We start from the raw sequence: 14,971 nt of genomic DNA on the forward strand, positions 1-14,971 counted from the left end.
AATCCGCTATCTTAAAAATACCCACTCCTAATGGTTAATCAAGATGACACTATCAATCGCAAAATGGAAACTAGACGACTATCACCGCATCGTCGAAATGGGTCTACTCGATGAGCGCCCCGTTGAACTACTACAGGGAGAAATTGTTCAAATGTCCCCAGAAGGAGAACCCCACGCCTATTTCAGCACCGAAGCAGGAGATTATCTTAGCCGTTTACTGGGAAATCGCGCCCTAGTTCGTCCCGCTAAACCCATTACCCTTGCTAATGACTCCGAACCCGAACCCGATATCGCTATTGTGGAACGTTTGGGGCGGGAATATCTCAGTCATCATCCCTATCCTGAGAATATTTTCTGGGTGATCGAATACTCCAACTCCAGCCTAGAAAAAGACTCAACTGTTAAATATCGGATCTACGCTGAAGCAGGAATCTCCGAATATTGGTTAGTTAACCTACAGCGCCGGGAACTAATTATTTATCGTGATCCCCGGGATGGGGAATATGGCTCCAAAATCACCTTAACCGAAGGTGAAGTTACACCCCTGGCCTTTACCGATATCCAGATTCCGGTTGAAGCCATGATTTGCGCAGATTGATCAGGGTATTATGCCTGTTGATTCCTGATTAAAATATTAAAGATGAGCAAAGATTTACCCATCATTTGCCAATCAGATGTAATCTAAATTTGCATCTGTAAATCCAGAATTCGCCAAATATGGTAGAACACAAACGCATTGGTATTTTAACCAGTGGGGGAGACTGTGCAGGTTTAAACGCAGCAATTCGGGCTGTGGTTTATCGGGCGGCAGGAATCCTGGGGTGGGAGGTCTTCGGCATTCGAGAAGCCACCCAAGGATTAATGTGTCGTCCCGTCAACAGTGTTCCTCTGACTATTGATAAAGTCGATAATATTCTCACCGCCGGAGGGACAATTTTGGGAACCACCAATAAGGGTGATCCCTTTGCCTTTCCGATGCCGGATGGCAGTTTGCTCGATCGCTCTGAGGAGATTATTGAAGGTTATCATCTCTTGGGATTAAATGCCTTAATTGGAATTGGGGGAGATGGCAGTTTAGCCATTTTGCGACGCATTGCCCAACAGGGAAATATTAATTTGATTGGCATTCCTAAAACCATTGATAATGATGTGGGTAGCACGGATTTATCTATTGGGTTTAGTACCGCCGTTGATATTGCCACGGAAGCCCTAGATCGACTGCACTTTACCGCCGCTAGTCACAGCCGCGTGATGATTTTAGAGGTGATGGGGCGAGATGCGGGACATATTGCTCTCCATGCGGGAATTGCGGGCGGTGCGGATATTATTTTAATTCCTGAACTTCCTTATAGTTTGGATAGCATTTGTCAGCATATTGCAGAACGACAAAAACAAGGGAAAAACTATTGTTTAGTCGTGGTGGCAGAGGCGGTTAAAACAGAAACGGGAGAACCTGTAACCATGATTAATCGCATGGGACAGGCCCGTTTGGGTGGCATTGGACAATATCTAGCCGATGAAATTTGCGATCGCAGTGGGGCAGAAACTCGGGTTACGGTTCTCGGTCATATTCAACGGGGGGGAACTCCTTCACCCATCGATCGAATTATTGCTTCCGCTTTTGGAGTGGCGGCGGTGGATCTGATTGTTGAGGAGAATTATGATCGGGTTGTCGTTTGGCGCGACCGGAATGTGTCGAGTATTCCAATTTTGGATGCGATCGCTCAATATCGGGCTGTTAATGCCGATGATATCTTAGTAGAAACCGCCCAAAGTATGGGGATTTGTTTAGGGAATTAATTCTGTTGTAAAGACGTGCTGTAGCGCGTCTTTACGGGGGCTTCATTCTCCTGTTTGCATTGAACAAAAGCCACAAACTGACCAACGAGATAATTCCCCTGGGGGAGTTGGACAGTGACATTGGGGACATAGGGGAAAAGATTGCGATCGCTCTTTTAGACGATTAGCCCAACCTTCAAAGGCCGTTAATGGGGTCAGGGAGGAACGCCCGGTCACCTCGCCCACTGCTTTTGGAATCAAAATCTCAACCCGACTGGGATGTTCCTGCCACATTTGAGAAAACTCATCTTTCTGAGAAGGCCGGGAAACCGATTGATCACCAGGGAGTTGATAGTGCCATCCCGCCGGAGAAAATTTGATATCCTGAACTGGAAATAAAAGTTTTTGATGCAATTTATGGATAATTTGCAACCGTCTGAAGGTTAAATCCTGAGACCAAGTGGCACTAGAGGTGGCAACATTCAACACCCCTCGGTGCCAAGTGACTGGACGAGTATGACGACTGGCTAAAGTTCCCACAATTTCAGACCAACATTGACAGAGATCTTGAAATTGTTGCTGTTCTGGGGTAAGAATCTGAGATTGAAGGCGACCTAAAATATGATGGAGGGATTGCATTGTTAACCAAATCAGTAAAATGAATCAAAATATAGATAAACTGACATTTAATATTGAAGATTTAAACTCGAAAGTCCCTATTTTTAAAATTAATAACCAGTGCTTAGGAGTTTAACCATGAGTCAAGCATCTGAGATCAAGTCCCCTCAACCCTCACAGCCAGAATTAAAACCCCAACTCAAAGCGGTTTTAGGTTATTTGGATGTGCAACTCGAATCAGAATTAACCCGTTATCGGCGTCATCGACGACGCACAAAACAAACTACACCCGACCCCAACGGACAAAGCAACTCGCAGTTTGAACAAGCGACCGATGCCGTAGCCGTGGCAATGAATGACACCGCAGCATCGGAGGGAAAACTGTTTGAACCCCAAACTCGACCGTCGGGTTGGGAAACCGTGGTTCCTGCAAAATCGGCACCTTTGGCTATTGCGTCTCAACCTTCATCGACCACCCCTCCTCAAACTAATGGGGCTGAACCTGCGGTTAGTTTTAGCTTGAAGTCACCCGCCCCAACTGCAACTTCATCGGATGGATATTTAGAATCGACGGAAGCCCTGATCAAAAGTATAGAAGAACGGCGCCCTAACCCCCAGGAAAACCGGAGTTTGATGGCTAGTCTCTTAACACCCCTGGGCATTGCTTCAATGTTTCTGTTCTTGTTATCCTGTACGGCTTTAAGCTATGTGATCTCGTCTCCCTCCGGTCGTACTAGCTTGGGTTTGGATCGGTTTTTTCCCACCCCAACGGCTAACCCGGCTCCGGCTAATCCTCCAACCCTAGCCACAACAGAAACATCCCTGCCTCCGACGGATTCCCTCTCGCCCAATTTAGCGGCCAAGGAATTTGTTAACTTGGATTTGGATACCTTGAGCCATATTAATCCGAATCAGAATCCGGTTTCCCTTCCTTCTGTCCCGGCGACCTTACCCCCGAGTCCAGCCACAACCTTACCTGCACCCTCAAACAACCTAACATCCCCGAATGATCCGGGTTTGAATAATCTGACCCAGGAATTATTACCCAAAAAACCTTTAACTCCTGTTGCTCCAGTGTCGAAACCGGGAACCAATACCTCAACGGTTCAACCCGGGGGCGGTGCGGTTCCTAAAATCGTGACCGCACAGAGTCCAGCTAGACCAACTGAACCGATAAAATCCGGGGACGGATATTATTATGTTGTGCTGGATTATAGTGGCGAACGCTCCTTTGAACAGGCGAAAGAAGTGGTTCCCGATGCCTATATTGCGGAGTTCAAAACGGGTAAAAAAATTCAACTGGGTGCCCTAACCGATGCCGCCGGAGCTAAACGCCTACGGGATGAGTTACAAGTTCAAGGGATTCCTGCCTATTATGATGTTCCTAAGCCCTAATTGAATCCAGAAATCCGGCATTAACCTACCCCTAATAGTTTTAGATTATAGGCCGCATTCTTTAACTGTTGGGTTTCTAATTTGGTTTGGCTAATTCCCATAACTGTTTCTTGAGCGCCATTATTAATAGAATTCATGGCTGTGATGACTTCTTCAATGGCGAGAACTTGCTGTTTTGAAGTGAAATAAATCTGTTGAGAACTTATGGAAACTTGATCAATTGCTGCGGTAACTTTGCTGAAAATTGCCGTGGTGTCTTCGGCGATTTTTAAGTTATTTTCCACGGTATGTTTGCCATCGACCGCCGCAACAACCGTACCTTGAACCCCTTGTTCAATTTTAGCAATTAATTGATTAATTTCTTGAGCAGATTTATGGGTTTCATCGGCTAACTTACGGATTTCTAAAGCAATTACATTAAATCCCAAACCATGCTCTCCGGCTCTAACAGCTTCAATGGAGGCATTCAGAGCTAACATATTCGTTTGATTGGCAATATCACTGACTAAGTTACTAATACTATTAATTTGTTGGGCTTGTTCATTTAGGGTGGTAATTTGACGCGCAATTTCACCTACTTTTTTGTCTAAAGTCACCATCCCTGACATGGTTTTAGAAACGGCGTTTGCCCCGTCCTGGGATAAAATTAAGACTTGTTTAGTAATTTGGGCTGCGGTTTCAGCTTGTTGGGTGGCTTGACGAGAAGTTCGCCCTAATTCGTCCATTGTAGTTGTAGTTTGATTCACCGATGATGCTTGTAAGGCGATAATTTTTTCTTGTTGTTCAACGGTAGCGGCAATTTCGGAGGAAGAATTGACAACGGTATTAACTAATCCTTTGAGACTTTGACTAATGGGGCGGGCGATCGCTATACTTAAAATAATACCTAAAGATATGGCTATTACAGGCCCAAATATCATGGCTAAAACGCTAAAATTCTGGCTTTTTTCAATAGTTATATCGGCTTGATTTTTGGCTAATTTTGCTATATTTTGATTCTCTTGAATCACTTTTGCTAAACTTTGAGATATGGCGTATAAAATAGGTTGATTAATCGAGCTATCTTGAATATTTAATTTTGCTAAAAGTAGAGATGCTTGGCGGGCTATTTGCATTTCTGGGGAATTTTGTTGACCTGTTTTCCATAATTTAATTTGGGTTTTATAGGGGTATACAATGCCCACTGCTTGAAATTCATCATAAAGATTCATAAAATTTTTATGCTGTTTTTCCCATTGTTGCCATCTTAACTTAAATTGCTTCCATAGTTGATCTTCTTTCTCCGTCCGAGGTAATATTTCATACTCGGAAAAACCGCTTCTGATTAAATCAAAATTTTCTTGGATTTGGGCAAGGGTAATGTCTCTCTTTTCACCCGCTATACAATTATTTAAAAGACAGGATTGTTTAGAATCAATATTTCTCAATCCCTGATCAATCTTTTCTAAACTGAAAATTGAGGGTAATCTGACTACGCTAATTTCATTGAGTTCAGTGCTTAAATTTAATGTGCTTTGCCATCCTAGGAAAGCTACAATAAATGTAATTAATCCCATGAGAATAAAGGCATTAATCATTTTTAATTGTAATTCACCTTGCTTGAAAAAATCAATTATTTTTTTCATGATTAATTTTTGTTTTTCTTTGAATTATGCTAATTTTTGCTATGGTTAATAACAAAACTAGGATCTAAAATTTGTTCTATATTGACGGATTTGTTAATCCATTTATTCTTTTGCAAAAACTGATAAATTTGTTCCGCCGCATAGGGTAAGGATGTCAAGGTTTCTGCCCTTTCAAAAGCGGTTAAATTTTCCGATAATCCTTTGATGGAAATTTGGGATTCATATTTTTTTAAGTCTTGAATTGTTAACCCAGAAGTATAAGCAATAATTTGACGAGATAGGTCTGGATTTTTCTGCATAAATTCAACGGTATCAAACCAACTATTAACTAGAGATTGTACGACTTGAGGATGGGTTTCCATAAATCTACGATTCACAACCAAATGATCAGAAATAACTCCTGGGAAATCTTTGGAGCTTAAGATAATTTGACTGCCAGGAAGATTCATAGCTTCCTTAGAAAAAGGAATATAGGTGATAACAGCATCTACTTCTCCTTCAACAAAAAGGGCAGCATTAGTAATTAAATCATGATTAAGTGCTTGAATATCTGAGGGCTTTAAGCCATATTTTTCTAGGGCTATCAGCAGCATAAAATTGCCGACAGATTTTGATTCAAGAGCAATTTTTTTGCCTTTTAAATCCCGAATATTATTAATTCCTGGTGCAGCAATAATTTGGTCGCCCCCCGTAGACCAATCTGTCAGGGCTACAATCACTTGATCAACTTGTGAATCTGTCCCCATTAAATAAATTGTATCATATAAAGTATGGCAATTTGCATCTAATTGACTCGAGGAAAAGTTAGTGAATCCCGTTGTATAATCAGAAAATTGTAAATCAACATCCAGATTATTTTTCTCAAAAATTCCTTGCTCGGCAGCAATTTGCCAAACGGCACATCCCGGCCAATTATTAAACCCTAACCGGACAGTAGAAACGGGGCTTAGGGTTTTTAACTCGGGCTGCAATACTTGACAGCTTACTATCAAAAATAAACCGATTAAAAATAGGCTAAAATTCATTAAAGGTTGACGTTGATTCATGGTTGTTACTGATATTTTATCAATAAAATAGATAAAAACTTTACTTACAACTATTATATCTAAATCAAGAATAATCCCCGAAAACTTAATACTTTTACCGTTAATAAGATCGTTAATCTTTCTGAGGTAACTTCTAATGTTGAGTTCCCCACCTATGGAGTTCGGGCTAAATTTTGTGGCTTTTGGCTCAGAAATACTACCCATGCGATCGCAGATGCGTTACAATTATTAATAGATTGGAACAATATTGACAATTTTCCAAAAATTCAGCTTACTTAGACCTAACTTATGTCTCTCCCCATTCGCAACGTAGCAATTATTGCCCACGTCGATCACGGCAAAACGACCCTTGTGGACGCACTTCTCAGACAATCTGGCATTTTCCGTGAAGGGGAAGAAGTTCCAGATTGCGTCATGGACTCTAATGATATTGAACGGGAACGTGGGATCACAATTCTATCTAAAAATACCGCAGTTCGCTATAAAGAGACCGTTATTAATATTATCGATACCCCAGGTCACGCCGACTTTGGGGGCGAAGTGGAACGGGTTTTAGGGATGGTGGACGGTTGTATTTTAATCGTCGATGCCAACGAAGGGCCCATGCCTCAAACCCGTTTCGTGCTGAAAAAAGCCCTGGAAAAAGGACTGCGCCCGATTGTGGTGATTAATAAAATTGACCGTCATCGGGCGGAACCACACACGGCCGTTGATAAAGTCTTAGATTTATTCTTAGAACTCGGCGCCGATGATGACCAATGTGAATTCCCCTATTTGTTTGCATCCGGTTTAGGAGGCTTTGCCAAACGCACCCTAGAGGATGAAAGCTCGGATATGCAGCCCATGTTTGAGTATATCCTCGAATATGTTCCGCCCCCAGTGGGAAACCCGGAAAAATCCTTGCAAATGCAGGTGACAACCCTGGATTATTCTGAATATGTCGGGCGCATTGTGATTGGAAAAATTCATAATGGCGTGATTAAAGCGGGACAACTCGCCTCCTTAATTAAGGAAGATGGCAGTATTGTTAAAAGCAAAATCTCTAAATTAATGGGATTTGAGGGCTTAAAACGCATTGAACTACAAGAAGCATCGGCGGGAAATATTGTCGCCGTGGCCGGGTTTAGTGATGCCAATATTGGGGAAACGATTACCTGTCCCAATGACCCCCAGGCCTTACCGTTAATTAAAGTCGATGAACCGACCTTACAAATGACCTTCTCGGTGAATGACTCGCCCTTTGCTGGACAGGAAGGCAAGTTGGTGACTTCGCGACAAGTGCGCGACCGCCTAATGCGAGAATTGGAAACCAACGTCGCCCTGCGGGTGGAAGAAACCGACTCCCCTGATAAGTTCTTGGTATCGGGACGGGGGGAACTGCACCTGGGGATTTTAATTGAAAATATGCGTCGGGAAGGGTACGAATTCCAGGTATCCCAACCCCAGGTGATTTACCGCGAAGTCAATAGCCAACCCTATGAACCCTTTGAATATCTAGTCTTAGATGTGCCTGAAGATGGCGTGGGTAGCTGTATTGAGCGCTTGGGCCAACGGCGGGCGGAAATGCAGGATATGTTGGTTGGTGGTAATGGCCGGACTCAGTTAGATTTTGTGGTGCCTGCCCGGGGTTTAATTGGGTTCCGAGGGGAATTCATGCGGATGACTCGCGGGGAAGGGATTATGAACCATAGTTTCCTGGAATATCGCGCCCTATCTGGAGATATTGAAGCCCGTCGGAATGGGGTGTTAATTTCCTTTGAGGAAGGGGTGAGTACCTTCTATGCGATGAAAAACGCCGAAGACCGAGGGGTGTTTTTTATTACGCCTGGGACTAAGGTGTACAGAGGCATGATTGTGGGGGAAAACAACCGTCCCCAAGATTTAGAACTGAATGTCTGTAAAACCAAACAGTTGACCAACCATCGGGCTGCCACCGGGGATGAACTGGTGCAGTTACAAGCGCCTGTGGAGATGAGTTTGGAACGGGCTTTAGAGTATATTGGCCATGATGAATTGGTGGAAGTGACTCCCCAGTCTATTCGTCTACGCAAAGTCAGCAAGAAGTTAGTCAAACGTTAACTTTTTCTTAATCCCTAAAAATGTAGAGACGTGCCACGGCGCGTCTCTTTTGGCTCTTAGAAGATAAAATTACGGTTAAGGGAAGACTATATACTTTTTTCTTAAGTATGTTATAATCTTGATAACAAAATTCAATATTAAACGTTCATCTCCCCCAAATGCTCAATCAAGAGGGATGCGTTCTGGCGTTTGGGGAAGACGGAAGTAGGGAATTTTCCCGAAGGAACGCACAACACAGTTTCACCTGAAATTAAGGGTTTGTTGTGATGTTAGTACCTTCTTTATTTTCTTTCGCAATTTCCGTTTTTGCAGTCTTGTTCAGTCTGAGTACCAACGAAGAAATCGTTCGAGTCATGGCTAGGGGAGTTGCTGCTATCAGTTTGTTGGTCAGTTTAGCTTTAGCACATTGGTTAGTGTTACTGATTTTATCAGTCCCCGTTATCGGTGCTAAATTGGTCAAAAATGCTGGATAAATCCCAAAACACCCTGTTTAGTTCTAAGGGTGCAAAAATCCACAACCAACTCAATACTAATCTATTATGCCCCGCATTAGCACTCAGTAACCAACGCGGGGTTTTTGATTCCCTATTCCCTATTCCCCATTCCCTATTCCCCATTCCCCATTCCCCATTCCCCATTCCCCATTCCCCATTCCCCATTCCCCATTCCCTTAAGAATTAGGAAGATTATATTGTTCGACGATTTGCTTGGCAAAATCAGGAACATGAGCGTCTAACTTCTCAGGATGATTCCGTTTAACATACAAATAATTCCGAGTAAAGTGAGAATCTATGGAAAATCGCGCATATTCCAACCCCCGGGGGCCGATTTTATCAATCACCACACCCATTAATTTTGCTGCCCACATTGGTAAGGTAACGGCTTTATCGTAGGCGGGAATACTTTGCTGTACGGCGGGTTTCCGATTTCCTTGGGCGATGACAGGTTTAGTATCAATTAAATCTCCCACTAAGTCTAACATTTCCTGTCCGGTTTGATTTCTAACGACAATCCATTGCCAGCCAAAAGTTGCCCCCATATAGCCCACCACTAAATCCGCCAAAGAGTTAACATAATCAAAACAACTCAAACAAGATGGGGCAAAAATATCCTTTAATTCCTTAGTATTTAACCCAAAAAATGGCACGGTTTCAGTGGAGCCATCCTCATGTTTAAAGTGAACTCGAAAATCCTGCATAAATTCATAATAAACCACAGTATCAGGGGATTTGCTGGTGGTTTCTAGGAATTTTTTTAACCCTGCCCGGGTAACATTATCCACACAGGGAGTTCCCAAAACATAGAGTTTTTCTAATCCCAGTTCTTTCTCAACTGCCCTTAATGCTTGGATTTGACAACCTACCCCAATCACTAACAGCCGCTTCATTTTCGACTGTTCGATTTGTTCTAATACCGATAAATTTGGGGATAGGGTGGGTTTATTAACTTTTGCAGCTAAAATTTCCTCTGGGGTTCTTGCAATAATGGGTTGAGGTTGAAAACGGTCTTCTTTGCTATTCTGAACACAAACCACACCTTCCACTAACCCACGGTTGAGCATTTCAATGGCAATGGTACTCACAATTCCCGTCCATTGGGCACCCTCAATAGGTTCTTTTTTTCGAGCCTGCATCATATCTTGATGCACCCCAAAATAGACATCATCCCAGTTTTCTAAATTGCGGCGACGTCCGTGGGCTTCTGTTTCTAATTCGGCGATTTGTTGATTGAGAAACGCACAGGCTTCTTTAACATAATGAATATAATAGGTGTCGCACAGACCGCACTCGCTACAGAGTTCTTTCGCCGGGCGACGACTCCCTGGTTTCATACCTTTAGCTTTGAGATGTTTGGCGGGCTCTTGTAGTGAAGTCATTGAAAGTTAGGTTTTGTGATATCTAAATTACAAACATAGTGGCATTTTACCATAATGACTTAGAACAAAGGAAAATAATGATATTCTCTACGGGAATCAAGCAAATGAACGGCTCCTGGGCGGTGAAAACATTGATGTCACGGGCTTAAAGTTTGATCTGGAAAAGATCACGTTCATCGGTTTTGAATGTGATCTTTTCTTATTTAAAAATGAAATTAACTGACTTGTACGACCCCGTAACGACTGGTTAATTTGTCCAATTGATTGACTAATAAACTTAGGAATAGTCCCACGTCGGTGACAACGCCAATGGACTCCACGGAACCGCGATCGCTGAGTTTGGTCACAACGGCCGGGTTAATATCCACACAGACCATTTTAACTCCCGAAGGGGTCATATTCCCCACTCCAATCGAATGCAGCATCGAGGACAGCATCAGAATCATATCCGCGCCCTGCAAGAGTTCGGCATAATGTTCTTGGGCTTTAATTAAGTCCATTTGGGTATCCGGCAGGGGGCCATCATCTCGAATCGAACCCGCTAGGGAGAAGGGAATGTTATTTTTCACACATTCATACATTACCCCACTTTTAACCAAGCCATGTTCAACGGCGGCGGCAATACTCCCATAACGACGAACGGTATTAATTACGTTTAAATGATGTCGATGTCCTCCTTTAACAGCGATTCCTTGTTTCATATCCACACCCAGGGAGGTTCCCATGATTGATTGTTCCATGTCGTGAACGGCGATCGCATTTCCTCCTAATAACGCCTGGACATAGCCTTCACGGATCAGATGGGATAAATGCTGCGCCCCTCCGGTATGGATCACCACTGGGCCGGCTGTGACCACGACTTTACCGCCGCGATCGCGAATTTGGCGCAATTCCCAGGCGACTTGTTCTACAATCAACTCAACCCGACGTTCACTGGAGACTCCAGATGACATAAAGCTGAATTCCTGGGGTGCATTCCGAGCTTCCCTGGATTCGGTTTTGCGGATAGTGCGAAGACCAACCACATCCACAACCACCCGTTCTCCGACCTTTAAATCCCGCAGAATCTTACATTGGGCCACTATACCGTTGGGGGTTTGGGAAATCGCGATCGCGCCGTCCATGCGTTGATTTTGAACGGTGATCCATTCTCCATTCATCCTGACTTCCGTGGGATAAATGGTGGAGACGTAGAAATTATCAGGACTAACGCCATCTTGTTCTACAGGTTGTAAGCGGGCGTCTCGTTGATCTTCTTCTAAGGACACCACACCAATATCAATTAATTGGCTAATAATTTCTTCCATCACCTCATGGGAGGGGGCGGAAATTTTAATCTCGGCTTTCGAGGTGCTTTGGCGTTGTTCCCCTAAATTAAAGTTAAGGACTTTGAAACTCCCCCCGCCTTCGACGACTAAATCTAGGGCGCGGTTAATTAACCCGGCGTCTAATAGATGTCCTTCCATCAGGACGGTGTGGCTTTCGACTTTAACCACAGCATGACGATCCACAATCACAGGTTCAGTCACCCGCAGGGTTAAACATTTAGCAGCTCCACCTGCTTTCAAAAACTCAGTTAAGGGAGTTTCTAGGACAGTAAAACCTGCTTCTTCGAGTCTGGCTTTGAGGTTTTCGCTAACTTTGTTCATAATCACCCTCTGATTGATATTGACGGTGTTACAAGCAAAGTTGATGGCATCGGGTTCTTCTACAATAATCCGTTTTTCAGGGGGAATTCGTAGTTCAATTAAGCGATTTGAATAGGAATCAAAAGCGGGAGGATAATACATTAAATACCCGCCTTTTAAGGGACAAAAACAGGTATCCAAATGATAAAACCGTTCATCCATTAATCGCAGGGATAGGACTTCAATATCCAGCCATTCAGCAATTAGGGGGTGGGAGTCGAGTTCAGACCGAAACCCATATCCTGCCCATAAATAGCGCCCTTCCCTGTCAAATAATGCGTCTCCAGCACCTTCAAAGGGGAGGTCTTTCGGGAGTTCGTGGACGGTAAATCCTTGACTTTCAAACCAGGTTTTGAAATAGGGTTCTTCCCCTTGACGTTCCTTATGATAAAAACGACTAAGAACCACGGTTTTATCGAGAACTAATCCGGCGTTGGCGGTAAAAACCATATCCGGCCAGCCTTTGGCGGGGGTTACTAAGTCAACAATGGCGTGTTCTTTGATCAGATGGTACAAACTTTGCCATTGTTCTCTAGCCTTGTCAAAGGAGGATTTGTGGATGTTTCCCTCCATCCAAGGATTGATTACATAGTCCACATCATAGTGGTCTGGAGAACACATCAGAAAGCGAATTGATTCTGTCATTTTAGGTACAATAGGGTAGACACTACGGTTTTCTACCGATAGAAGATTTGAGTCACTACAAAATCCCACTTCTCAGGTTGAGAAGGGGGAGTTAGTTCTATAAAAAGCCGACTTTTAATTATATCACCCGAATGTGGACAAACCCTTCGATTAAATGTGAGGAAAACCTGACATTGACTGATGAATCACATTGATTTCTTCTTAATGGGTTGGAAAAAAGCGATTCTATTTTTCTGAGTCTGTAGTAAAATAAATTTTTATACCGCTACCTACAAGTTTTTTGATCCAAGCACAACCCAACCCTCAGAGGTTGGGGAAATTTTCCCATACCCAAATAATTTTAAGAGGATTAAATGATGTCTTCAGACAATTCAGCTATTTTTAAGATGACTACTTGTTCTCTAAATCATGAGGAGAAAACGGGTAAGGTTTTGGCAATTTGTACCTATGGAGATGGACGAAAAACGGTTTGTTTTCAAGTTGACAGTATCGGTCAAGGTCAATGGATTCCAGTGACTGCGTTATTAGATTTTACGAATGAACCAGTTTCTCTGACAAAAACAACAAGTGTTACTTCATCAGCAGTAGCAGATATTAGTCTGCTAGGACAGTTTGTGACAAATCTTGTAAAAACGATTCAAAATAAAGCCAATGAAGATATAAAATTGACATATTATTCACTAGAACAAGCCCAAAAAACCGTAGAAGAGAGCTTGAAAGTATCTAGTCAATCGGTTGAAAATACAACTCAACAAATTACTAATATTCTTAATGGGATTACTCAAACATCAGAACAATTTGTTAAACAATTACTGCAAAAAATCCTTAACTATTGGAATGAATCTTGGAAAGAAAGAATTTTAGAGTGTATTCTGATTTTGGATCTAGGGGAAAAAGCACTCACTATTGTCAGTAAAATCAAGAAAAATTATCCGAATTTTTCGAGCAACCAAATTGCTCAAAATGTCATCAATGAAAAACTCTTGTATTCTTTGATTACCGGTATGGTTGGTGCAATTCCAGGAGCTACTTTTTTGGTAGATCTAAGTGTAACGACACCCTTATTAATTCAAATGGTTTATGAAATTGCTGGTGCTTATGAGCAAGATATTAAATCCCCGGAATCAACACAGGAGATTGTGGCAATTTTATGTTTAACTTTGACAGTTGATAATTTACCCAAAATGGGTTTAGGATTTTTACTTAAACATACTCCGATTGCAAGTTGGGCAATTAATCCAATAATTAATGCTACCCTATTTTTAGGGGTTGGATATGCAGCGTGTCAGTATTATGACGTTAAACTAAGTGGTAAAGATCCCCTTTCTGCCGAGACTTATCAAGAGTTAATTGATGAGGTTAATAGCTATTTTGCTCAATTAACTGCCGAAGTAAATAAAGTTCAAGAAATAGTTAATCAAGCAATTGCTTTAAAAGACAAGTTACCCGCAGCAACTTAAGAATAATTGAGGTTGATTTGAATAAAAAAAAATCAACCTCAATTTAGTTAAGAATAGCGAAAAAGTGGGTATTTCCTATAACCTTTGATGCCCGGAAATAAATTTCGGGCTAAAAGCTAAAACTATCTAAAGATAGTTAAAAATTCAAAAAATAACCCGTTTTAACGGGTTTAAGCTCTGAGCCGGAAATTTATTTCACGGCTCTATCATCAAAATCTGAGTGAATCCACCCCTACAGCAAAAACTATCTAATCCTTATCTCGATAATCGGGTTTCTAAACCCAAAATTGTAGTCCCATAAGAATGATGTTCTTTTTGATTATTCACATAGGCTTTAGCATCTTCTAATTGTTTACCCCCTAACGTCAAAACCCCATATCCATGTTGCCAACTAAACCCTACATTTGAAGCTGAAGGGGTATGATTCAAATGATAAGCACTACTCCCTTTAATATTTTTGACAAATTCAGAAACCGATAATTTTGGAGGGATAGAAACCACAAGATGAATGTGATCCTCCACACCCCCAATTGCATGAATAATACACCCCAAATAATCCGCTTTACCGATAATGTAACCATAAAGCTCTGATTCTCGATCAGCCGTTATCAAAGGTTGTCGATTTTCTGTTGCCCACACTAAATGATAATAGGTACGCCAAAACGCCATATCAAATCCATTAATACCAGATCAAATGTCAATAAACTGAAACTATAACTTAAAGCAGATGACAATAAGCTAATTCCTTGTATCAATATGT

Annotated in this window: 12 protein-coding genes and 1 riboswitch; of the genes, 6 read left to right on the forward strand and 6 right to left on the reverse strand. The window is 42.2% G+C overall.

Annotated elements, in window-relative coordinates:
- Window positions 1–43 precede the first annotated feature (43 nt).
- Window positions 44–598: a Uma2 family endonuclease gene (locus tag AC2D3N_RS18875; RefSeq protein WP_484691793.1), complete on the forward strand. Its 555-nt coding sequence runs from the start codon at window positions 44–46 to the stop codon at window positions 596–598.
- Between the two features lie 119 nt (window positions 599–717).
- Window positions 718–1,800, forward strand: coding sequence for an ATP-dependent 6-phosphofructokinase (locus tag AC2D3N_RS18880; RefSeq protein ID WP_484691794.1), 1,083 nt, complete (start codon window positions 718–720; stop codon window positions 1,798–1,800).
- 42 nt (window positions 1,801–1,842) lie between these two features.
- On the opposite strand, the gene AC2D3N_RS18885 is transcribed toward AC2D3N_RS18880, so the two are convergent.
- Window positions 1,843–2,418 carry a DciA family protein gene (locus AC2D3N_RS18885; RefSeq protein ID WP_484691795.1) on the reverse strand — a complete coding sequence of 192 codons (576 nt, stop codon included), beginning with the start codon at window positions 2,416–2,418 and terminating at the stop codon, window positions 1,843–1,845.
- Between the two features lie 117 nt (window positions 2,419–2,535).
- On the opposite strand from AC2D3N_RS18885, the gene AC2D3N_RS18890 reads away from it, so the two are divergent.
- Window positions 2,536–3,792, forward strand: coding sequence for a hypothetical protein (locus AC2D3N_RS18890; RefSeq protein ID WP_079676710.1), 1,257 nt, complete (start codon window positions 2,536–2,538; stop codon window positions 3,790–3,792).
- 20 nt (window positions 3,793–3,812) lie between these two features.
- Here the strand turns inward: AC2D3N_RS18890 and AC2D3N_RS18895 are convergent, their stop codons facing one another.
- Both AC2D3N_RS18895 and AC2D3N_RS18900 read right to left on the reverse strand, forming a co-directional pair.
- Complete coding sequence (locus AC2D3N_RS18895; RefSeq protein WP_484691796.1) at window positions 3,813–5,417, reverse strand: HAMP domain-containing methyl-accepting chemotaxis protein; 1,605 nt, start codon at window positions 5,415–5,417, stop codon at window positions 3,813–3,815.
- A gap of 29 nt (window positions 5,418–5,446) precedes the next feature.
- Window positions 5,447–6,463 carry an ABC transporter substrate-binding protein gene (locus tag AC2D3N_RS18900; protein ID WP_484691797.1) on the reverse strand — a complete coding sequence of 339 codons (1,017 nt, stop codon included), beginning with the start codon at window positions 6,461–6,463 and terminating at the stop codon, window positions 5,447–5,449.
- Window positions 6,464–6,751: 288 nt separating this feature from the next.
- Between AC2D3N_RS18900 and typA the strand changes: the two genes are divergently transcribed.
- On the forward strand, window positions 6,752–8,542 hold the full coding sequence (typA, locus tag AC2D3N_RS18905; RefSeq protein WP_079676713.1) for a translational GTPase TypA: 1,791 nt from the start codon (window positions 6,752–6,754) through the stop codon (window positions 8,540–8,542).
- A gap of 140 nt (window positions 8,543–8,682) precedes the next feature.
- A riboswitch (Glutamine riboswitch) is annotated at window positions 8,683–8,774 on the forward strand.
- A 34-nt stretch (window positions 8,775–8,808) separates the two neighbouring features.
- Window positions 8,809–9,015, forward strand: coding sequence for a hypothetical protein (locus tag AC2D3N_RS18910; protein ID WP_159451487.1), 207 nt, complete (start codon window positions 8,809–8,811; stop codon window positions 9,013–9,015).
- A 197-nt stretch (window positions 9,016–9,212) separates the two neighbouring features.
- Here the strand turns inward: AC2D3N_RS18910 and AC2D3N_RS18915 are convergent, their stop codons facing one another.
- Both AC2D3N_RS18915 and argZ read right to left on the reverse strand, forming a co-directional pair.
- Window positions 9,213–10,418: a Coenzyme F420 hydrogenase/dehydrogenase, beta subunit C-terminal domain gene (locus tag AC2D3N_RS18915; RefSeq protein ID WP_079676715.1), complete on the reverse strand. Its 1,206-nt coding sequence runs from the start codon at window positions 10,416–10,418 to the stop codon at window positions 9,213–9,215.
- Window positions 10,419–10,633: 215 nt separating this feature from the next.
- Window positions 10,634–12,751, reverse strand: a complete 2,118-nt coding sequence (argZ, locus tag AC2D3N_RS18920) for a bifunctional arginine dihydrolase/ornithine cyclodeaminase (RefSeq protein ID WP_484691798.1) — start codon at window positions 12,749–12,751, stop codon at window positions 10,634–10,636.
- A gap of 386 nt (window positions 12,752–13,137) precedes the next feature.
- Here argZ and AC2D3N_RS18925 point away from each other — a divergent pair, with 386 nt between their 5' ends.
- A complete protein-coding gene (locus tag AC2D3N_RS18925) occupies window positions 13,138–14,211 on the forward strand; it encodes a hypothetical protein (protein WP_484691799.1) in 1,074 nt (357 codons plus the stop codon).
- 255 nt (window positions 14,212–14,466) lie between these two features.
- On the opposite strand, the gene tnpA is transcribed toward AC2D3N_RS18925, so the two are convergent.
- Window positions 14,467–14,880 carry an IS200/IS605 family transposase gene (tnpA, locus tag AC2D3N_RS18930; protein ID WP_484691800.1) on the reverse strand — a complete coding sequence of 138 codons (414 nt, stop codon included), beginning with the start codon at window positions 14,878–14,880 and terminating at the stop codon, window positions 14,467–14,469.
- Window positions 14,881–14,971 lie beyond the last annotated feature (91 nt).

Source organism: Planktothrix sp. PLAVEN19ND (genome assembly GCF_057220675.1).